Source organism: Rhodanobacter lindaniclasticus (assembly GCF_004799035.1).
Lineage (GTDB): Bacteria > Pseudomonadota > Gammaproteobacteria > Xanthomonadales > Rhodanobacteraceae > Rhodanobacter > Rhodanobacter lindaniclasticus.
This window is the reverse complement of the sequence record NZ_MWIO01000002.1, coordinates 74,376-94,198: the sequence shown is the minus strand read 5'-3', so window position 1 is coordinate 94,198 and position 19,823 is coordinate 74,376. Positions and strand designations below refer to the sequence as shown.

General features: G+C 68.3%; 17 protein-coding genes. 8 read left to right on the top strand and 9 right to left on the bottom strand.

Translation table 11 applies throughout. From position 1 onward, the window contains the following. Window positions 1–165: 165 nt before the first annotated feature. The gene (gene tyrS, locus B1991_RS00580; RefSeq protein ID WP_136256753.1) at window positions 166–1,377 is read right to left on the bottom strand and encodes a tyrosine--tRNA ligase; all 1,212 of its coding nucleotides are present in this window, start codon (window positions 1,375–1,377) and stop codon (window positions 166–168) included. Window positions 1,378–1,582: 205 nt separating this feature from the next. Between tyrS and B1991_RS00575 the strand changes: the two genes are divergently transcribed. Together B1991_RS00575 and B1991_RS00570 are read left to right on the top strand one after the other, a co-directional pair. After that, the gene (locus tag B1991_RS00575) at window positions 1,583–3,028 is read left to right on the top strand and encodes an OapA family protein (RefSeq protein WP_136256752.1); all 1,446 of its coding nucleotides are present in this window, start codon (window positions 1,583–1,585) and stop codon (window positions 3,026–3,028) included. 13 nt (window positions 3,029–3,041) lie between these two features. Next, complete coding sequence (locus B1991_RS00570) at window positions 3,042–4,175, top strand: anhydro-N-acetylmuramic acid kinase (protein ID WP_136256751.1); 1,134 nt, start codon at window positions 3,042–3,044, stop codon at window positions 4,173–4,175. On the opposite strand, the gene B1991_RS00565 is transcribed toward B1991_RS00570, so the two are convergent. The 3 genes from B1991_RS00565 to B1991_RS00555 all read right to left on the bottom strand — a co-directional run bounded on the left by B1991_RS00565 (window position 4,145) and on the right by B1991_RS00555 (window position 6,659). Beyond that, window positions 4,145–4,447 (bottom strand): hypothetical protein, encoded by a 303-nt coding sequence (locus B1991_RS00565; protein WP_246031010.1) that lies wholly within the window; start codon window positions 4,445–4,447, stop codon window positions 4,145–4,147. The two genes, B1991_RS00570 and B1991_RS00565, sit on opposite strands and share 31 nt — an antisense overlap. Before the next feature lie 135 nt (window positions 4,448–4,582). Beyond that, window positions 4,583–5,899, bottom strand: a complete 1,317-nt coding sequence (locus B1991_RS00560; protein WP_246031009.1) for an AmpG family muropeptide MFS transporter — start codon at window positions 5,897–5,899, stop codon at window positions 4,583–4,585. After that, the gene (locus B1991_RS00555) at window positions 5,889–6,659 is read right to left on the bottom strand and encodes an exodeoxyribonuclease III (RefSeq protein WP_136256749.1); all 771 of its coding nucleotides are present in this window, start codon (window positions 6,657–6,659) and stop codon (window positions 5,889–5,891) included. Before B1991_RS00555 ends, B1991_RS00560 begins: the two co-directional genes overlap by 11 nt. Before the next feature lie 101 nt (window positions 6,660–6,760). On the opposite strand from B1991_RS00555, the gene pyrE reads away from it, so the two are divergent. Continuing rightward, on the top strand, window positions 6,761–7,408 hold the full coding sequence (gene pyrE, locus B1991_RS00550) for an orotate phosphoribosyltransferase (protein WP_136256748.1): 648 nt from the start codon (window positions 6,761–6,763) through the stop codon (window positions 7,406–7,408). Window positions 7,409–7,537: 129 nt separating this feature from the next. Further along, window positions 7,538–8,179 (top strand): DUF4124 domain-containing protein, encoded by a 642-nt coding sequence (locus B1991_RS00545; RefSeq protein ID WP_136256747.1) that lies wholly within the window; start codon window positions 7,538–7,540, stop codon window positions 8,177–8,179. Between the two features lie 64 nt (window positions 8,180–8,243). Here B1991_RS00545 and B1991_RS00540 read toward each other — a convergent pair whose 3' ends face one another. The 3 genes from B1991_RS00540 to coaBC all read right to left on the bottom strand — a co-directional run bounded on the left by B1991_RS00540 (window position 8,244) and on the right by coaBC (window position 12,321). Further along, window positions 8,244–10,589, bottom strand: coding sequence for a phosphomannomutase/phosphoglucomutase (locus tag B1991_RS00540; protein ID WP_136256746.1), 2,346 nt, complete (start codon window positions 10,587–10,589; stop codon window positions 8,244–8,246). A gap of 71 nt (window positions 10,590–10,660) precedes the next feature. Further along, window positions 10,661–11,119 carry a dUTP diphosphatase gene (gene dut / locus B1991_RS00535; RefSeq protein ID WP_136256745.1) on the bottom strand — a complete coding sequence of 153 codons (459 nt, stop codon included), beginning with the start codon at window positions 11,117–11,119 and terminating at the stop codon, window positions 10,661–10,663. Further along, on the bottom strand, window positions 11,116–12,321 hold the full coding sequence (gene coaBC / locus B1991_RS00530) for a bifunctional phosphopantothenoylcysteine decarboxylase/phosphopantothenate--cysteine ligase CoaBC (protein ID WP_136256744.1): 1,206 nt from the start codon (window positions 12,319–12,321) through the stop codon (window positions 11,116–11,118). Before coaBC ends, dut begins: the two co-directional genes overlap by 4 nt. Before the next feature lie 97 nt (window positions 12,322–12,418). On the opposite strand from coaBC, the gene radC reads away from it, so the two are divergent. The 4 genes from radC (at window position 12,419) to B1991_RS00510 (ending at window position 16,647) form a co-directional block, all read left to right on the top strand. Continuing rightward, window positions 12,419–13,090, top strand: coding sequence for a RadC family protein (gene radC / locus B1991_RS00525; protein WP_136256743.1), 672 nt, complete (start codon window positions 12,419–12,421; stop codon window positions 13,088–13,090). A 431-nt stretch (window positions 13,091–13,521) separates the two neighbouring features. Next, a complete protein-coding gene (gene argS / locus B1991_RS00520) occupies window positions 13,522–15,210 on the top strand; it encodes an arginine--tRNA ligase (protein ID WP_136256742.1) in 1,689 nt (562 codons plus the stop codon). Then, complete coding sequence (locus B1991_RS00515) at window positions 15,210–15,887, top strand: SPOR domain-containing protein (protein ID WP_136256741.1); 678 nt, start codon at window positions 15,210–15,212, stop codon at window positions 15,885–15,887. Before argS ends, B1991_RS00515 begins: the two co-directional genes overlap by 1 nt. A 4-nt stretch (window positions 15,888–15,891) precedes the next feature. After that, window positions 15,892–16,647, top strand: coding sequence for an SDR family NAD(P)-dependent oxidoreductase (locus B1991_RS00510; protein WP_136256740.1), 756 nt, complete (start codon window positions 15,892–15,894; stop codon window positions 16,645–16,647). A 223-nt stretch (window positions 16,648–16,870) separates the two neighbouring features. Here B1991_RS00510 and B1991_RS00500 read toward each other — a convergent pair whose 3' ends face one another. Continuing rightward, complete coding sequence (locus tag B1991_RS00500) at window positions 16,871–17,656, bottom strand: 3-hydroxybutyrate dehydrogenase (protein ID WP_136256739.1); 786 nt, start codon at window positions 17,654–17,656, stop codon at window positions 16,871–16,873. 108 nt (window positions 17,657–17,764) lie between these two features. Beyond that, window positions 17,765–19,654: an arginine decarboxylase gene (gene speA, locus B1991_RS00495; RefSeq protein WP_136256738.1), complete on the bottom strand. Its 1,890-nt coding sequence runs from the start codon at window positions 19,652–19,654 to the stop codon at window positions 17,765–17,767. Window positions 19,655–19,823 lie beyond the last annotated feature (169 nt).

Sequence of the window (19,823 nt, the reverse complement as noted above, 5' to 3'; positions counted from 1 at the left end):
CTTTCCGAGGCCGTCAACACCTTCAGCGAAGTTCGTCGAGGTGTTGCATGTCGCGCCCCGCGGCGTTGTGCCGGCGTGGGCCGCGAATCATACGGCCTGCGCTTTTTTTGGCAAGCATTTTCTGCGTCGACGGCGAATTCTTTCCGCGCGAACGCAGCTCCCGGTTCAGGCTGCGACCAGCCGCACCCGCGCGAAATTGCGCTTGCCGACCTGCAGCACGCCCTCGAAACCGGCATGGAAAACGCGCTGCGCGTCTTCCGCCACGGCCGCGTCGATCCGCACGGCGCGCTCTTTCAGCTTCCGGTTTGCTTCGGAGTTGCTGGCGGTCAGGCCGGCGGCGGTGAGCAACGCAGCCAGGCGCAAACCCTCGGCCGGCACGACAATGTCGGTTTGAGGCAGCAGCGCGGTGTCGCCTTCGCCGCGCACGACGGCATGCCAGCCGGCAATCGCCTGTTCGGCAGCGGCAGCGTCGTGGAAGCGCGCCGCCAGCTCGCGCGCCAGGCGCAACTTGGCGTCACGCGGGTTGAGCTGGCCGCCCTCGACCTCGCGCTTCATCCGCGCCAGCTCGTCCAGTGACACCTTGAAGCTGAGCAGTTCGAACCAGCGCCACATCAACTCGTCGCCGATCTTCATCGTCTTGGTGACGATGTCGATGGCCGGTTCGTTGATGCCGATGTAGTTGCCGAGCGACTTCGACATCTTGTTGACACCGTCCAGCCCCTCCAGCAACGGCATGGTCAGCACGATTTGCGGCGGCTGGCCGTAGTGTTCCTGCAGCCCGCGGCCCATCAGCAGGTTGAACTTCTGATCGGTGCCGCCGAGCTCGACATCGGCCTTCAGGGCCACCGAGTCGTAGCCTTGGGTCAGCGGATACACGAACTCGTGGATGGCGATCGGCTGCTGCGCGGCATAGCGCTTGGTGAAATCGTCGCGTTCGAGCATGCGCGCCACGGTGTACTGCGCGGCCAGCCGGATCATGTCGGCGGCCGACATCTTGTCGAACCATTCGGAGTTGAAGCGCAACTCGGTCTTTTCGCGGTCCAGCACCTTGTAGACCTGTTCGGCGTAGGTCCGGGCGTTGGCCAGCACATCCTCGCGGGTGAGCGGCTTGCGCGTGACGTTCTTGCCGGTCGGGTCGCCGATCATGCCGGTGAAGTCGCCGATCAGGAAGATCACCTGATGACCCAGATCCTGGAACTGGCGCATCTTGTTGAGCAGCACCGTGTGGCCCAGGTGCAGGTCCGGCGCGGTCGGATCGAAGCCGGCCTTGACCCGCAGCGGGCGCCCCGATTTCAGGCGCTCGACCAGTTCCTCGCGCTTGATGATTTCGTCGGCGCCACGCGCAATCGTGGACAGGGCGTGCTCGAGCTCGCTCATGGGTTTCTCGCTGGATGAGGCATGGAAGTGAACCGGGCAACGCGAAACGGAGAGGCGGTAGCCATTCGCTGCGTGCGGCGGAAGTTAATTGTGCGTTAATCAGGAATGGATCGCAAACCATTGATGGCAAAGGCATTGACGCTCTCTACACATCGCCGTTATGGTACGTCGAGTTTCGGGTTGGGCGGTACGGGGTGAACACGGCATGGCCGAAGAGAACATGGGCGCGCTGCAGGCGCGCAAGCAGGCCATATGCCGCAAGGCACAGCGTCTTCACTGCCGCTTCTACGAACGTTGCGCGCACTGGTCGTTCAACCGGTCAAGCGATGTCGAGCCGATCCGCTGGCACCGCGAACACTGGATGCTTGCCGGCACGGCGCTGCTGATTACCTTGTTGTCCGGCTTCATCATGCCTTCGTGGGCCAATGCGATGCGTCCGGCGCCCGCACCTGTGGCGCACACGCTGTTGCCGCTGGCCCTGCCCAAGGCCGACCTGGTCCAGGCACCGGTGTCCACCGTCGATGACTGGCAGGTGGTGCGGGTGCAGCCGGGGCAGACCCTCTCCGACATCTTCAATGCCCACGGTCTGGGCATGAGCGACCTGCAGAAGGTGATGGACGCTGCCGGCGACCACAAGGATGCCTTGCACAGCATCCGCCCGGGCGAGGAGTTCGATTTCCTGCTCGGCAGCGACGGCAGCCTGAAGGGCTTCCGTTTCGATCCGGATGCCGCCAACCGCGCCGTTGTCCGCTTTGACGGCGCGCAACCCACGCTGGCCGTGCAGCCGCGCGACATCGACCGGCGCGAACAGGTGGCGCACGGCGTGATCCGCAGCAGCCTGTACGCCGCCGGCGACCAGGCCGGGGTGAACGCGGCGATGATCGGCAAACTGGCCGACCTGTTCAAGTACGACATCGACTTCGTGCAGGACCTGCGCGTGGGCGACAGCTTCACCATGATCTACGACGACATCTACCGCGATGGTGTGCGCTACGGCCAGGGCGACATCGTGGCGGCCGAGTTCGTCAACCAGGGCAAGCGCTACACCGCCTACCGGTTCAAGAAGGCTGACGGCAACTACGGCTGGTTCAGCGAAGATGGACGTCCGATCCAGAAATCCTTCCTGCGCATCCCGGTCGATTTCACCCGCATCTCGTCCAAGTTCTCCTCCGCGCGCATGCATCCGATCCTCGGCCGCATGCGGGCGCACAAGGGCGTGGATTACGCCGCCCCCAAGGGCACGCCGATCCACGCCGCCGGCGACGGCGTGATCAAGTACCACGGCTGGGAGCGCGGCTACGGCAACTTCGTGGTGATCCAGCACAACAAGACCATCAGCACCGCCTACGGCCACATGTCGAGCTTCGTGAAGGGCCAGCACGTGGGCGAGCGGGTGCGCCAGGGCGAAGTGATCGGCTACGTCGGCATGACCGGACTGGCCACCGGCCCGCACCTGCACTACGAATTCCGCGTCAACGGCGTGCAGCGCAACCCGCAGACGGTGACCCTGCCCAAGCCCGAACCGCTGCCCGCCGCCCAGCTGGCCCGCTTCGAGTCGCAGGTGGTCAAGCCGCAGCTGGCCCGCCTGACCGAGCTGGACAACCGGATCAAGCTGGCCCGCGCCAACGCTCCCGCCAATCACGACAACTGAGCTGCCCTCGCGCGTGGCTGAAGACGATTCGGCGCTCTATATCGGATTGATCTCCGGCACCAGCGCCGACAGCATCGATACGGTGCTGGTGCGTTTCCGCGAAGGCAAGCCGCACACCCTCGCCAGCCATGCCCACCCGTGGCCCCGGATGCTGCGCGAGCACATGCTGGCGGTGGCGCAAGGCGAGGCGGCACTGGATCTGGACGCCTGGGGCCGGCTCGACGTCGAGATCGGGGAGCAGTTTGCCGAGGCCGCCCTGCGCTTGCTCGAACACGCCGGCACGCCGGCCGCGGCGGTGCGCGCCATCGGCTCGCATGGACAAACCCTGCGCCACCGACCCGGCGGCGAGCATCCGTTCACCCTGCAACTGGGCGACCCCAGCGTGATCGCCGAACGTTGCCGCATCGACGTGGTCGCCGACTTCCGCCGTGCCGACGTCGCTGCGGGCGGCCAGGGCGCACCGCTGCTGCCGGCGGTGCACGCCATGCTGCTGGCCACGCCCGCGCGTCCGCGCGCTGTGCTCAACCTCGGCGGCATCGCCAACCTTACCGTGCTGGATGCCGACGGCAGCGTGCGCGGTTTCGACACCGGCCCGGCCAACGGCCTGCTCGACGCATGGTGCCTGCGCCATCGGGGTGAAGCGTTCGATCGTGACGGCGCCTTTGCCGCCAACGGCCAGGTGCTGCCCGGATTGCTCGACGCCCTGCTGGCCGACCCCTACTTCGCGCTGCCGCCGCCCAAAAGCACAGGCCGCGAATACTTCCATCTGGACTGGCTGGCCGCGCATGCGTCGCTTGCCACGCTGGAGCCCGCCGACGTGCAGGCGACGCTACTGGAACTCACCGTGCGCAGCGTCGCGGCAGCCGTGGCGCAGCACGCGCCGAAGGCGATGGAGGTGCTGGCCTGTGGCGGCGGCGTGCACAACGAGCGGCTGATGCAGCGCTTGGGTGAGGCGTTGGCGCCGCGCCGGCTGGACAGCACCGCCAGCTGCGGTATCGACCCGGACTTTCTCGAAGCAACGGCATTTGCCTGGCTGGCACGCCAGCGCCTGCTGCACCTGCCCGGCAACCTGCCGGCCGTGACCGGTGCGCGCGGACCGCGCGTGCTCGGGGCGATCTATTCTGCGCCAGCGCCCGGTACGTCGTAACGAATGCTTTCCGGCGCCAGCTGGGTCGGCCGCGTGCGGGCCAGCGCCAGCAATGCCTCCTGGAATGCGCCGCGTTCGGCAGCTTCCCAGTGGCCATCGAGCACGGCCACGGCGTGCGGATCGCGCAGGCTTTCGCTGTATTGCTGCGCCACCGACATGCCCAGGCCGCTGCGCAGGGCATCCAGCATCACGTCGTTGACCGAGCACTGGCGCAATTTGGCCAGCGCCGCGATACGTTCGGCAATCAGGCCATCGATATGATGAACGATCATGTCCGGCACAAGCGTGACTCCGACTACACCTGCCCTGTGCCGCCGATGTTTGCACATCCCGGGTGAACCGGTGTGGTGGCGTCGGGATTCCGTGGCTGACTTGGCAATTGCGCTGTGACCCGCGCCACTGCGCGTTCAGGCGTCGGCGGAAGATGCTGCCCGGGCAAGCTCGAAACCGCGAAAGCGCCGCCACAGTCCGGCAAACAGCAGCATGGCCGGGATCACCGCCAGCACCGTGAGCACGAAGTAGCCGCCATACCCCGCCGTCATGGCGATGCCGCCGGCAAAGAAGCCGAGCAGCTTGCCCGGCAGGTTGACCAGCGAACTCAGCAAGGCGTACTGGGTTGCAGTGTGCTGCTGGTTGACCAGCGAGGACAGGAACGCCACCGTCGGCGGCCCCAGCATGCCCAGGGTGAGGTTCTCCACCGAGATCACCAGAGTCAGCATGGCCAGATTGCCGGGGTGCGCGATCAGCAGCAGGTACATGAGGTTGCTGCAGCCGCACAGCACGATGGTGACGCCCAGCGGTCGCCACGCGCCCCAGCGCGCCACCGCCGCGCCGCCGATGAACACGCCCACGATGCCGATCCAGATGCCGTAGATCTTGGTGATCGTGCCGATCTCGGTCTTGGAGAAGCCCATGTCGCGGTAGAACGGGCTCATGATGCCGCCGATGGTGGCCTGCTCGGGCATCTTGAACAGCAGCAGGAACAGCAGCGTCACGCCGGCGAGCGCCCAGCCGTAGCGGCGGAAGAAGTCGGCGAACGGATCGATCACGCTCTCGCGCATCGCATCGCGCCAGCGCGCGGCGCGCACGCGCAACACCGTCGGTTCGCGCGCCGCCAGGGTGGTGACGATCGGCAACAGCATCACCAGCGCCATCATCAGATAGACCACGCGCCAGGCGATATGGTCGGCCAGAATCAGCGCCACCGCGCCGGCCACCAGCAGTCCGATGCGGTAGCCCAGCGAATAGGTCGCCACCAGCGCGCCCTGGTCCTCGACCGGGGCGATCTCGATGCGGTACGCGTCCACCGCGATGTCCTGCGTGGCGCCGAAGAACGCTACCGCCAGCGTGGCCACCACGAACGCCACCAGATGCTGCGGTGTCAGCGCCGCCATCGCGAGCAAGCCGGCCACCACACCCAACTGGGCGAACAGCAGCCAGCCCCGTCGCCGGCCCAGCTGCGCGAAACCCGGGATGTGCCCGTGATCGAGCAGCGGTGCCCAGAGGAACTTGAACGCATAGGTCAGGCCGGCGCTGGCGATCATGGTGATGTCGGCCAGCTCGATGCCGTTCTCCTTCAGCCAGTACGCCAGCGTGCCGGCCACCAGCAGGAACGGCAGGCCGGAAGAGAAGCCGAACAGACACATCGTCCACGCCGCCGGCTGGGTGAAGGCATGCCACACCGACGGCTTCGCCGGCCGTCGCGCCGTCGTATCAGTCGGCATAGTCGACCGTATACGGCGCATGGTCGGAGAAGCGCTGGTCGCGATAGATCGAGCACGCGCGCAGGCGCTCGCGCAGCGACGGGGTGACCACCTGGTAGTCGATCCGCCACCCCACGTTGTTGGCCCGCGCCTGGCCGCGGTTCGACCACCAGGTGTATTCGACCGCGTCGGGCTTGATCGCACGGAAGCTGTCGACCCAGCCGCGCTGGTGGAACAGCAGGTCGAGCCACGCACGCTCCTCCGGCAGGCAGCCGGAATTCTTCTGGTTGGAGCTCCAGTTCTTGATGTCGTTCTTCGTGTGCACGATGTTCCAGTCGCCGCAGATCACGTAGTCGCGGCCGCTCTTCAGCCACGCATCGAAGATCGGCGTGATCCATTCCATCGCCTTGAACTTGAACTGCTGGCGCTCGTCGCCGGACGAACCGGACGGGAAATACAGCGACACCACCGAGAGGTTGCCGAAGCGCGCTTCGAGGTAGCGCCCTTCGTTGTCGAACTCGTCCCAGCCCAGCTCGGTCAGCACCTGGTCCGGCTCGCGCCGGGCATAGATCGCCACGCCGCTGTAGCCCTTCTTGCTGCTGGCGTCGCGATAGAAGCAGTGATGGCCGTCGGGGCGGAACATCGCGTCGGTCAGCTGACCCTCCTGCGCCTTGGTTTCCTGCAGGCAGACCACGTCCGCGTTCTGCGCGCGCAGCCACTCGAACACGCCCTTGCTGCCGGCCGAGCGGATGCCGTTGGCGTTGAGGCTGATGATGCGCATGGGTACTCCCGGTCGACGGATCGGGCGATCATAACAACCCCGGCCGGCGGCACCAGCGCGTGTACCATGCGCGCACCGCCGCCATGCCAGCGAGACGCCCCGTGCACGACTACCAACGCGACTTCATCGAACTGACCCTGCACCGGCAGGTGCTGCGCTTCGGCGAGTTCACGCTCAAGTCCGGCCGGCAGAGTCCGTACTTCTTCAACATGGGCCGGATCGATTCGGGCGCCGCGCTGGCCCGACTCGGTCGCGCGTACGCCGCCGCGCTGGTCGAGGCCGGGATCGAGGTCGACATGCTGTTCGGCCCGGCCTACAAGGGCATCGCGCTGGCTGCGGCCACCGCCATCGCGCTGGCCGAACAGCACGGACGCGACCTGCCGTGGGCGTACAACCGCAAGGAAGCCAAGGATCACGGCGAGGGCGGCAGCCTGGTCGGCGCGCCGCTGGCCGGGCGCGTGCTGATCGTCGACGACGTGATGACCGCCGGCACCGCCGTGCGCGAATCGCTGGCGCTGATCCGCGCCCACGGCGCCACGCCGGCCGGCGTGCTGATTGCGCTGGACCGCCAGGAGCGCGGCCAGGGCGAGCGCTCCGCCGCGCAGGAAGTGGCCGCCGACTACGGCATCCCGGTCATCGCGATCACCAGCCTGGATGACGTATTGGAGTACGCCGGCGAACAGCCGCAACTGGCTGCCGAGCACGCCCGCCTGCTGGACTATCGCGCCCGTTACGGGGTTCGCCGCTGAGCGCCGCTGGCGGCATCCTCGTCGGTTCATGCGGCGGCGGATAGACTCCAGCGAACCCGGTCACAGCAGCGCCATGGGTAACCAGACAGCATGGCGGACGCGGCTATACTCGGGCCAACAGGAGAACCCATGCGCAAACCACTGCTCATTCTGGCTGCCGTCGCGATGGCCGCGAGCTTTGCCGCGTTCGCCCAGAACACCAGCAGCGTGCGCTACAAGTGGTACGACGGCGAGGGCCTGGTGCACTACAGCGACAGCCTCACTGCCGAGGCGATGAAGTACGGCTACGACCTGGTCAACGACCGTGGCCTGGTGGTGCGCCGCGTGCCGCGCCAGCTCAATGCTGAGGAACGTGCCGCCGCGGCCAAGGTGGCCGAGGCGGAGGCAGCCAAACAGCGTGCCGCGCGGGAACTGGCCACCGCCGAAGCGCAGATGCTCGACGCCTACCCGGACGAGGAGGCATACAAGATCTCGCTGCAGCAGACCTTGGACACCTTCGACCAGCAGATCCACACCACCCGGATCAATCTGCGCAGCCAGGAAAAGGCGCTGGCCGACCTGCTGGCCCGCGCCGCCGAGATCGAGAACGCCAAGAAGCCGGTGCCGAAGTTCCTCACCGACAGCGTCGCGGCGCAGCGCAACGTGGTCACCGGCTTGCGCGCCACCCTGCAGCGCCAGCAGGCACTGCGTGCGCAGACCGTGCAGGATCAGGTCAAGCAGCTGGCCCGCTACCGCGAGCTGAAAGCCGAGCAGGACAAGGCTTCGCAGTAGCGAAAGCGGCGGGCCGTGTCCGCCGGCCCCCGTTTCGAGCGCAAGGCCCTTCGCGGGCCGATACCTAGAACGGCAGTTTCAACGCAGGGTCGACCGCCAACATCTGCCGCCGGAATACCTGCTGGATGCGCTTGAGTGCCTCCTCGTTGTCGGCCTCGAAACGCAGCACCAGCACCGGCGTGGTGTTGGACGCTCGCACCAGGCCCCAGCCGTCCGGCCAGTCCACGCGCAGGCCGTCGATGCTGATCACCGAGGCGTCCTCGAAGCTGGCGCGTTCGCGCAGTCGATCCATGAAGCGGTAATGCTCGCCTTCGGCCAGGGCTACTTTCAGCTCGGGCGTGGAGATGCTCTTGGGCAGGGTGGCGAAGATCTCCTCCGGGCTGCGCCCGTGCAGGTCGCCGGCAAGGATCTCCAGCAATCGCGCGGCGGCGTAGATGCCGTCGTCGAAGCCGTACCAACGCTCCTTGAAGAAGAAGTGCCCGCTCATCTCTCCGGCCAGTTCGGCGCCGGTCTCGCGCATCTTGGCCTTGATCAGCGAATGCCCCGTGCGCCACATCAGCGGACTGCCGCCAGCGTCGAGGATCTGCGCCTTCAGGTGGCTGGTGCATTTGACGTCGTAGATGACCGTGCCGCCGGGCTGGCGCGACAGCACGTCGCGCGCGAACAGCATCAACAGGCGATCCGGATAGATGATCTCGCCGGCGCGGGAAACCACGCCCAGGCGATCGCCGTCGCCGTCGAAGGCCAGGCCCAGGTCCGCCCCGGTCTGGCGCACGGCGTGGATGAGGTCCTGCAGGTTGGCCGGGTCGGACGGGTCGGGATGGTGGTTCGGGAAGTTGCCGTCGACGTCGCAGTACAGCGGCACGATCTCGCAACCCACGCCTTCGAGCACCTGCGGCGCGATCGCGCCGGGAATGCCGTTGCCGCAGTCGACCACCACCTTGAGCGGGCGCTCGGCGAGCACGTCGGAAACGATCTTCTCGATGTAATCCGGCGCCACGTCGACCTGGCGCAGGCCGCCGTGGCCGTCCTGGCTCAACGCGCCACTGGCGATGCGCTGGTACAGGTCCTGGATCGCGCTCTCGGCCAGGGTCTCGCCGCCGATCACGATCTTGAAGCCGTTGTAGTCCGGCGGATTGTGGCTGCCGGTGACCGCCACGCCGCAGCCAGTGTTGAACCGGTACGCGGCGAAATACACCACCGGCGTGGGCACGGCGCCCAGGTCGATCACGTCGACACCGGCCTCGCGCAGGCCATCGGCCAGCGCGCCGGCCAGCTCGGGACCGGAGACGCGACCGTCGCGGCCAATCACGATCTCGCGCAGGCCGCGCTCGGCCATCACCGCGCCGATCGCCCGGCCGAGCAGCCGGGCCACGTTGCGGTCCAGCGTCTTGCCGACCACACCGCGCACGTCGTAGGCGCGGAAGATGCTCGGGTCCACCTGCACCGCGGCGGCTTCCGCCGGGGCCGGGGCCGCTGCGGGACGGGCCGGGACCGCGCTGGCGGCCACCGGCGGGCGTTGGCGGGTGCGGGGCGGCGCGACTTCGGCTACCACTGGTTCCTCCGCGGCCGGTTCCTCCGGCGGCGCCCGACGGCGGCCGCGCAGCCACAGCAGATAGCCCGCGCCGGCCAGGCCGAGCAGGCTCAAGAGGCCGCTCAACCACCACGAATGCGGCAGCACGATGAACGCATCGGGCAATCCCGCACCCACGCGGAACGCGGTGCCGGGAACGGCCACGCTGTTGTCGCCGGTCTGCGCCGAGGCACTGCCATTGGAGAACAACTGCACGCTGCCCGGCTCGTCACCCTGGCGCAGATCGAGCCGGCCGCCGGCCGGCGGGACGGCGTCGAAAGCCTGCTGGACACCAGCAAACGGCAGTTCCACCCAGACCCACGCCTGGGTCTGATCCGGCGCACCCAGCGGAATGACCATGCTCAGCCGGCGGTCGCCGTTGCCGTAGTAGACGCTCTGCGCGGGTGGCGCGCCCTCGGCCGTCTGCGCCGCCATCAACTGCGCCGCCTTGGCATAGCCGAACTCGCGATAGTTCGCGCGCAGCACTTCCTTGAGGTCGCCGCTGTAGAGTTCGAGTTGCCTGGCCTGCGGCAGGCGCAGGCGGAGGGTGGCGATCGACTGCGCCGGGTCGCTCATCACCGTGGCCGGGTCGACCAGCGCCAGCGCCTTCTGCACCGCCCCGCGCTGACGCGCAACCTCATCGGCCACCACCTTGACCGCTTGCGCCTGCGCGGCGTGGACCCGCTCGTCGGCGTGGTGCTCGTCGGCGATCAGCCAGGTCTGCCAGGCACAGAACAGCCCCAGCAACAGCAGCAGGGTGCCACCGGCCAGCGGCAGCATGGCCGACCAGTCGATCTCAGGCCTGGGCAGTCGTCGCTTCGCGATTTTTGGTGCCATGCTCCGCCCCCGCGACTGAAACTGCGTGGTGGCACGACCGCTCCGGGTCGCACCGCAAGTCCGTGCCCATGCTATCGGATACCGGTGGAGCCGAAGCCCCCGGCACCGCGTTCGCTGGGCGTGAATTCATTGACGATCTGCAGCCGCGCCTGCGCCACCGGCACCAGCAGCAACTGCGCGATGCGGTCGCCGACTGCGATGGTGTACGGCGCGTCGCCGCGGTTCCAGCACGAAATCATCAGCGGGCCCTGGTAGTCGGCATCGATCACGCCGACCAGGTTGCCCATCACCAGGCCGTGCTTGTGGCCCAGCCCCGAGCGCGGAACGATCAGTGCGCACCATTGCGGATCGCCGATGTGGATGGCGATGCCGCTGGGCACCAGCGCGCTCGCGCCAGGTGCCAGGGTCAGCGGCTGTTCCAGCGCCGCACGCAGGTCCATGCCGGCGCTGCCGGCGGTGGCTGCCTGCGGCAGCGGAATGCTGTCGCCCAGGCGTGGATCGAGGATCTTCAGCTCGACGTCGATGGTCATCCGCGCGCCGCCCGGTAGCGCTCAGCCACTTGCGCGATCAGCTGGCGCGCCAGCTCGTCCTTGGTCGCGCGCGGCAAGGCCAGCTCGCCGTCGGCCCAGTACAGCGTCAACGCGTTTTCGGCGACCTCGAAACCGAGTCCGTCGCCCACCTGGTTTGCCGCGATCATGTCCAACCCCTTGCTGCGCAGCTTGCCGCGCGCATAACTGGCCACATCATGCGTCTCCGCGGCGAAGCCGACCAGGAACGGGTGCCCGCTTTGCGCAGCCAGGCCGGCCAGGATGTCCGGGTTTTCCTCCAGCTGCAGCGACAGCGGCGCACCGGCGCTCTTCTTCAGCTTCAGCGCCGAGACGTTGGCCGGCCGATAGTCGCCCACCGCCGACGCGCCGATGTAGATGTCGGCCGCCTGGCAGGCTTCGCGCACCGCCACCTGCATCTGCGCGGCGCTGCGTACGTCGATGCGCCTGGCGACTCCCGCCGGCGTGGCCAGGCTCACCGGCCCGGCCACCAGGCTCACCGAGGCGCCGGCTTGCGCCGCCGCCGCGGCCACCGCGAAACCCATCCGGCCGGAACTGCGGTTGCCGATGAAACGCACCGGATCGATGTCCTCGTAAGTCGGACCGGCGCTGACCACCACCCGCAGTCCGGCCAGCGCGCCATGGCCGAACGAGGCGGCCAGCGCATCGCGCAATTCGTGCGGCTCCAGCATGCGGCCGGAACCGACGTCGCCGCAGGCCTGGTCGCCGGAGGCCGGCCCCAGCACCTGCACGCCGCGCTGGCGCAGCAGCGCCAGGTTCGCCTGCACCGCCGGATGCGCCCACATCTGCTGGTTCATCGCCGGCGCCAGGTACAGCGGCGCAGCGCTGGCCAGACACAGCGTGCTGAGCAGGTCATCGGCGTGGCCGTGGGCCAGCCGGGCGATCACGTCGGCGCTGGCCGGCGCCACCAGGATGCGCTCGCCCCAACGCGCCAGCTCGATGTGGCCCATCGCCGCCTCGGCGTGCGCATCCCACAGGCTGCTGCGCACCGGCTGGCCGGAGAGCGCCTGGAAGGTGGCCGCACCGACGAAATGTTCCGCTCCCGCGGTCATCACCACGCGCACCTCCGCACCCTGCTCGCGCAGGCGGCGGACCAGTTCACAGGACTTGTAGGCGGCGATGCCGCCGGACACTCCCAGCAGGATGCGGCGTTGGGCGAGGCTCATGTAAGGCGGGCCTGACAGTCGGGCAGACGCTTAGCTTACCGGATTCATTCCGCGCCACTGCTGCCCCGCGGCAGCAACTCTCGCCAGGCTGACCTGCATGAGCATTCGTGACTGGCCCGAGGGGGAACGACCCCGCGAAAAACTGCTGACGCGCGGCAGCGCCGCGCTGTCCGACGCGGAACTGCTGGCCGTGCTGCTGGGCAGCGGCAGCCGCGGCAAGGACGCCATCGCACTGGGTCGCGAGCTGCTCGCCAACGCCGGCGGCGTAGCCGCCTTGCTGGGCCGGCCCGAGCAGCAGATCCGCGCCGGCGGACTGGGCCCGGCCAAGCGCGCGCGGATCGCCGCGGCGCTGGAGCTGGCCCGGCGCAGCCTCGCCGAACAGTTGCAGGAACGGCCCAGCCTGGGCAACCCGCGCGACAGCGGCGACTACCTGCGCGCCCGCCTGCGTCACCTGCCCTACGAGGTGTTCGGCTGCCTGTACCTGGACAATCGCCATCGCGTGCTGGCCTTCGAGGAGCTGTTCCGCGGCACCGTCGACGGCGCCAGCGTGCACCCGCGCGAAGTGGTGCGCGCCTGTCTGCACCACAACGCCTGCGCGGTGATCTTCGCCCACAACCACCCCTCCGGCGTGGCCGAGCCCAGCGCCGCCGATCGCGCGATCACTCACGAACTGCGTGATGCCCTGCAGCTGGTCGGCGTGCGCGTACTCGACCACTTGGTGATCGGCACCGGCGAGCCGGTGTCGATGGCCTCGCGCGGCCTGCTCTGAGCACCGGGCCGCGGTCCGCGGCCGCTCTTGCGACTGCAAACCTCCGGCCAACCGCGCGGCAGCCGCGACCTTGCCGCGATGCGACACGCCGCCCGGCTTCGTGTTTTCGCGCGCAGAATCGGTCGCCAAGTAGCCGAAACTTATGCACAAAACGCAGCGATAGCCGATTGCCGCTCGGATCGCCAGTCATACGCCAAGTTGTCGTTCCAACCTGATGATTTATCTAGGCAATTTCTTGCGAACGATTGAAACCCATGGTGTGGCGACACCGGCCAGGCCGGGGCCCGGAAATTTCCCCACAGAGTTATCCACAGGAAGGCACGACGCGGTGCAGCACGAAGCTTGCCCCGCGGCCGGAGCCTTTCACGGGTCCGGTGCGGGCGTCCCGGTCTGTTAGGATTACCGGTTCCATCACGAAACCGATCCCACCCGTGAAAGCACAGCTGCGCGACCTGGTGTTGCAGGCCATCCACACCTTGCGGAACGACGCGACCCTGCCGGCCGAGCTGGCCATTCCCGCCTTCGTGATCGAGCGTGCGCGCAGCCGTGAACACGGCGATTTCGCCTGCAACGCGGCGATGCTGCTGGCCAAGCCGGCGCGCGCCAAGCCGCGCGAGCTGGCCGAAAAGCTGGTTGCCGCGCTGCCGGCGAACACGCTGGTGGAAAAAGTCGAGATCGCCGGCCCGGGCTTCATCAACTTCTTCCTGGCCGCCGGCGCCTATCACGCCGAAGTGCGCCGGATCATGGCCGAGGGCGACGCCTACGGCCGCAATGCCAGCGGAGGCGGCAAGACCGTCGGCGTGGAATTCGTCTCGGCCAATCCGACCGGCCCGCTGCACGTGGGCCACGGTCGCAACGCGGCGATCGGCGATTGCGTGGCCCGCCTGCTCGATGCCAATGGCTGGGACGTGAAGCGCGAGTTCTACTACAACGATGCCGGCGTGCAGATCGCCAACCTGGCGATCTCGGTGCAGGCACGCGCGCGCGGCATCATGCCGGAAGACAGCAACTGGCCCGAGAACGGCTATCGCGGCGACTACATCGCCGAGGTGGCGCGCGCCTATCTCGACCGCGAATCGGTGGTGGCCGACGGCGAAACCGTGGTTGGTGCGGGCGACGTGGACGACCTCGACGCGATCCGCCGTTTCGCCGTGGCCAGCCTGCGCCACGAGCAGGACCTGGACCTGCAGGCGTTCGGCGTGAGCTTCGACACCTATTTCCTCGAATCGTCGCTGTACAGCGACGGCAAGGTCGAGGAGACCGTGCGCGAGCTGATCGCCCACGGCCACACCTACGAGGAGGGCGGCGCGCTGTGGCTGCGCACCACCGCGTTCGGTGACGACAAGGACCGCGTGATGCGCAAGTCCGACGGCACCTACACCTACTTCGTGCCCGACGTGGCCTACCACCTGTCGAAATGGCAACGCGGCTACGGCAAGGCCATCACCGTGCTGGGCTCGGACCACCACGGCTCGCTGGCGCGGGTGAAGGCCGGCCTGCAGGCGCTCGACTGCGGCATCCCCAAGGGCTACCCCGACTACATGCTGTACCAGATGGTGACGGTGATGAAGGGCGGCGAGGAGGTGAAGATCTCCAAGCGCGCCGGCAGCTACGTCACCTTGCGGGACCTGATCGACGAGGTCGGCCGCGACGCCACGCGCTACTTCCTGATCTCGCGCAAGAGCGACTCGCAGCTGGTGTTCGATGTGGACCTGGCCCGCTCGCAGTCGAACGACAACCCGGTGTACTACATCCAGTACGCGCACGCCCGCGTCTGCAGCGTGCTGCGCCAGGCACCGGAGAAGGGTTTCACGGTGGATCTCGCCGACGGCCTCGCCCACCTCGACCGGCTGGACAACGAGCACGAGCAGATCCTGCTGACCGAGTTGTCGAAGTACCCCGAGCAGGTCGAGGCGGCCACGGCGAACCTCGAGCCGCACCTGATCGCCACCTGGCTGCGCGAACTGGCCAACGCGTTTCATACCTACTACAACTCGTACCAGTTCCTGGTGGAGGATGCCGGCCTGCGCAACGCGCGGCTGGCGCTGGTGGTGGCCACGCGCCAGGTACTGAAGAACGGACTGGATTTGCTGGGCCTCAGTGCCCCGGAGAAGATGTAATGGCAGCACGCAAGGGCAAGGGCCGGCAGGCGGTACGCAACGGCGGCAACGGATTCCCCGGCTGGGGTTACGCGGTGATCGGCATCCTCGTCGGCGCGATCCTGATGGCGATCGTGATGCGCGGCAGCCTGTTCACCAGCCTGCGCACGCCGACCGGGCCGCAAGCCAACCCGCAGGCCACCGCCCAGCGCGGCAGCGAGCCGGGCGTGCTGGAACCGGCCGCCGGCGACAGCGCGCCGAAGAAGCCGCAGTACGACTTCTACTCGGTGCTGTCGGAGAAGGAAGTGCGCATTCCCGATGCCGAGATCAGCGCCCAGGCCAAGGCTGAGCAGCAGCAGACCACCACGCCGGTGCCTGCGACGGCGCCCGCGAGCACGCCGGGTGTCGCCGTGCAGAGCGTCACCGCCGCGCCGGCCGAGGCGGTGAAGCCTGCCACCGGCGGCAGCGGCTACCTGCTGCAGGTAGGCGCATTCCCCGACCCCGCGGCCGCCGAAGCGCAGAAGGCCAAGCTGGCCTTGCAGGGTTTCGTCGCCAACGTGCAGACCGTGGACGTCGGCGGGCAGACCTACCATCGCGTGCGGCTGGGGCCGTTCCGTTCGGCTACCGAGCTGGAAGCGACCAAGCAGAAACTCGCCGCCGCCGGCATCCCGGCGATCGCCCTGAAAGAAGGCAAGTAAGCGCATGAACGGCAAGATCGCGTGGATCACCGGCGCCACCGCCGGTTTCGGTGCCGCCACCGTGGAGCGCTTCGTCGCCGGCGGCTGGCGGGTGATCGCCAGCGGCCGGCGGGCCGATCGCCTGCAGCAGCTGGTGGACCGCCACGGTGCCGAGCGCGTGCATGCGGCCGCCTTCGACATGCGCGACGAGGCCGCCATGCGCGCCGCCCACGCCGCCTTGCCCGCGCCCTTCGCCGCCATCAACCTGCTGGTCAACAACGCCGGTCTGGCGCTGGGCACCGCGCCGGCGCAGCAGGCCGACCTGGCGCAGTGGAAGCAGATGATCGATACCAACGTCACCGCGCTGGCCACGATCACCCACCTGCTGCTGCCGCGGCTGGTCGAACGCCGCGGCGCGATCATCAACATCAGCTCGATCTCCGGCAGCTACGCCTACCGCGGCGGCAACGTGTACGGCGCCAGCAAGGCCTTCGTCACCCAGTTCTCGCAGAACCTGCGCACCGACCTGCACGGCACCGGCGTGCGGGTGACCTCGATCGAGCCGGGCATGGCCGAAACCGAATTCACCCTGGTGCGCACCGGCGGCAACCAGGCCGCCTCCGACCAGCTCTACGCCGGCGCCCACCCGATCACCGCGACCGACATCGCCGACACCATCTGGTGGATCGCCAACCTGCCGCCGCACCTCAACGTCAACCGCATCGAAGTGATGCCGGTCAGCCAGTCGGCGGCCGGGCTGCAGGTCGCGCGCGACAGCTGAGGCGCCCGCTGCGCCGGGTGCCTATCCCTCTTCGCCGCGATGCACGTCGCGGGGCACGAACGGATGTTCAGGGTTGGGCGCGACCAGCCGGTTCTACTGCAGACTGGCCCCGTCCAGCGCCTCGAACACGCCGGCCTGGCAGGCACCGGGTGCGCCACCGCCCTGCAACACCAGGGCGACGGTGCGGTAGTCGCGGGCTATCGTCTCGGCCAGCGACGGGTGATCACTGCATGAACCAGCCGTGGCTGACCACGATCGATTGGCCGGTCAGCGCCGCGGAAGGGAAAGTCGCCAGGTACAGCGCGGTCTGCGCGATGTCTTCGACCGTGGTGAAGGTGGCATCGACGGTGTCCTTGAGCATCACGTTGCGGATCACCTCGTCCTCGCTGATGCCCAACTCCTTCGCCTGCTCGGGGATCTGCTTCTCCACCAGCGGCGTGCGCACGAAGCCGGGGCAGATCACGTGCGAGCGCACGTTGTGCGGCGCGCCCTCTTTCGCCAGCGTGCGGGCCAGGCCGAGCAGGCCGTGCTTGGCGGTGACGTAGGGCGCCTTGAGCTTCGAGGCCTCGTGCGAATGCACCGAGCCCATGTAGATCACGATGCCGCCGCGGTCGTCCTTGTACATGTGCTTGAGCGCCGCCTTGGTGGTGAGGAAGCCGCCGTCCAGATGGATGGCCAGCATCTTCTTCCAGTCGGCGAAGGCGAACTGGTCGATCGGGTTGATGATCTGCACGCCGGCGTTGGAGATCAGGACGTCCAGATGGCCAAACGCGGCGACCACCTGGTCGGTACCGGCGTTGACCGCGTCCTCGCTGGTGACGTCCATCGCCACGCCGATCGCCTTGCCGCCGGCGGCGTTGATCTGCGCCGCCACCGCATCGGCGGCCTGCTGGTTGATGTCGGCGATCGCCACGCTGGCGCCGTGTTTCGCGTACAACTCGGCAATCGCCTTGCCGAGGCCGCTGGCCGCACCGGTGATGAGGGCGACCTTGCCGTCGAGACTGTTCATGCGCTGCTCCTTGAGAAGGGTCCGGGCGGGCGCGCCGACCCGGGCGCGCCCATCAACCGGATTGTAGGCGCCACCGCGGGCAGCGCCATCGGACCTTGGGGCAGGCGCTCAAGCGCCGTCTTCGGCCAGATAGGTGTAGGCGGTGAGCCCGCCATCCAGCGCGTCGTACAGGCGCGCCGCCTCCTCGCCGCTCACGCCCGCGTCGGCAATGCGCGCCCGATAGCTCTGCCGCAAGGCCTCCAGGTCGTAACCGACGTAGTCGAGCATCAGGTCGGTGGTGTCGCCGCGGCGCTTGTGCGCGAACACGTAGCCGTCGCCGTCCACGCGCACGTTGACCGCGTCGGTGTCGCCGAACAGGTTGTGGATGTCGCCCAGTGTCTCCTGGTAGGCGCCGACCATGAAGATGCCGAGCCGGTAGCTCTCGCCGTCCTTCAGCGCGTGCAGCGGCAGGCTGACGTCGACGCCGTCGGCCTCCACGTAGTGGTCGATGCGGCCGTCCGAATCGCAGGTGAGGTCGACGATCACGCCGCGGCGGGTCGGCTCCTCGTGGAGCCGGGCGATCGGCACGATCGGAAACACCTGGTCGATCGCCCACACGTCGGGGATCGATTCGAACACGGAGAAATTGGTGAAGTACTTGTCGACCAGCTTCTCGTCCAGCTCGTCCAGCACCTGCCGGTGCGCGCGCTCGGCCGGCAGCAGGCGCGCGCGCACCGCATTGGCGATGGCGTAGAACATCTCGTCCAGGCGCGCGCGGTCGGCCAGCGACAACTGGCCCAGCGCGTACAGCGATTGCCCTTCGGCCAGGTGGTGCTGGGCCTCATGGAACAGTTCCAGCGGCGGGCGCTCGTCCAGCGCCGCGTGGGCTTCGCGCAGGTGGCGCAACACCGCCGGCTCGTCCTCGCGCGGCGGCGGCAGGCTGCCGGCCGGCACCTGTTCCACCTCGGTCACGTTGACCACCATCACCGCATGGTGCGCGGTCATTGCCCGGCCGGCTTCGGTAAGCACATGCGGCGCGGCCAGGCCTTCGGCGCTCACCGCCTCGGCCAGCGACTGCACGATGGTGCTGGCGTACTGCTCCAGCGAATAGTTGATCGAGTTGTGGCTGCGCGAGCGGGTGCCTTCGTAGTCCACGCCCAGGCCGCCGCCGACGTCGACGATCTCCAGCGGCACGCCCATGCGCGAGAGTTCGACGAAGTAGCGGGTGGCCTCGCGCATGCCGTTGGCGATGTCGCGCACGTTGGAGATCTGCGAGCCCATGTGGAAGTGCTGCAGCTTCAGCGTGTGCTTCAGGCCCGCCGCGTCCAGCCGTTCGACCAGCCGCAGCACCTGCTGCGGCGACAGCCCGAACTTGCCCTTGTCGCCGCCGGTGTTCTGCCACTTGCCGGCACCGATCGAGGCCAGCCGCACGCGTACGCCGAGCAGCGGCTCCACGCCCAGCGCCTTCGACTCGGCGAACACGTGGTCGAGTTCGGACAGCTTCTCGATCACGATGTGCACGCGCAGACCGAGCTTCTTGCCGATCAGCGCCAGGCGGATGTATTCGCGGTCCTTGTAGCCGTTGCAGATCACGATGGAACCGGGCCGCGCCATCGCCAGCACCGCCATCAGCTCGGGCTTGGAACCCGCCTCCAGGCCGAACCCCTGCACGCCGGCGGCGACCAGTTCGCCGGCCACGCTGCGCTGCTGGTTGACCTTGATCGGGTAGATCGCGGTGTAGCCGCCGGCGTAGTCGTACTCGGCGATGGCGCGGGCGAACGCACCCTGCAGATGCGCGAGGCGATCGGCGAGGATGTCCGGAAAGCGCACCAGCAGCGGCAGGCGCAGGCCCTCGGCGCAGGCGCGATCGACGATCGCCGGCAGCGGCAGCGCCGGGCCCCCGGCGCCGCGCGGGCGCATCAGCAGATCGCCGGCGGCATCGATGTCGGCGTAGCCGTCACTCCAGTAGGGCACGGCATAGGTGTGGCAGGCAGTGGCAATGGTCCAGGGCTTCGACATGGGGCCTCCCTAGGGGAACGTAGCAGGGGATGTCGCAGCGGCGAGCCTTGACGAGGTTGCTCGATGGAGCGGAAAGCCGGCCGGCCGGAAGCCTCGCACGCCGCGGGGCCGGATGGGCTTGCCCGGCCTTCGTCACGCCTTCGCGACGGCTGGCCGGGTCACCATTGTA

Coding starts and splice junctions, on each gene's coding strand:
- B1991_RS00555 (WP_136256749.1), bottom strand. CDS start 6,659: ATGCGCATCATCAGCCTCAACGCCAACGGCATCCGCTCGGCCGGCAGC.
- radC (WP_136256743.1), top strand. CDS start 12,419: ATGAGCATTCGTGACTGGCCCGAGGGGGAACGACCCCGCGAAAAACTG.
- B1991_RS00560 (WP_246031009.1), bottom strand. CDS start 5,899: ATGCCGACTGATACGACGGCGCGACGGCCGGCGAAGCCGTCGGTGTGG.
- B1991_RS00500 (WP_136256739.1), bottom strand. CDS start 17,656: ATGAACAGTCTCGACGGCAAGGTCGCCCTCATCACCGGTGCGGCCAGC.
- B1991_RS00565 (WP_246031010.1), bottom strand. CDS start 4,447: ATGATCGTTCATCATATCGATGGCCTGATTGCCGAACGTATCGCGGCG.
- B1991_RS00575 (WP_136256752.1), top strand. CDS start 1,583: ATGGCCGAAGAGAACATGGGCGCGCTGCAGGCGCGCAAGCAGGCCATA.
- B1991_RS00515 (WP_136256741.1), top strand. CDS start 15,210: ATGGCAGCACGCAAGGGCAAGGGCCGGCAGGCGGTACGCAACGGCGGC.
- coaBC (WP_136256744.1), bottom strand. CDS start 12,321: ATGAGCCTCGCCCAACGCCGCATCCTGCTGGGAGTGTCCGGCGGCATC.
- B1991_RS00510 (WP_136256740.1), top strand. CDS start 15,892: ATGAACGGCAAGATCGCGTGGATCACCGGCGCCACCGCCGGTTTCGGT.
- dut (WP_136256745.1), bottom strand. CDS start 11,119: ATGACCATCGACGTCGAGCTGAAGATCCTCGATCCACGCCTGGGCGAC.
- tyrS (WP_136256753.1), bottom strand. CDS start 1,377: ATGAGCGAGCTCGAGCACGCCCTGTCCACGATTGCGCGTGGCGCCGAC.
- B1991_RS00540 (WP_136256746.1), bottom strand. CDS start 10,589: ATGGCACCAAAAATCGCGAAGCGACGACTGCCCAGGCCTGAGATCGAC.
- B1991_RS00545 (WP_136256747.1), top strand. CDS start 7,538: ATGCGCAAACCACTGCTCATTCTGGCTGCCGTCGCGATGGCCGCGAGC.
- speA (WP_136256738.1), bottom strand. CDS start 19,654: ATGTCGAAGCCCTGGACCATTGCCACTGCCTGCCACACCTATGCCGTG.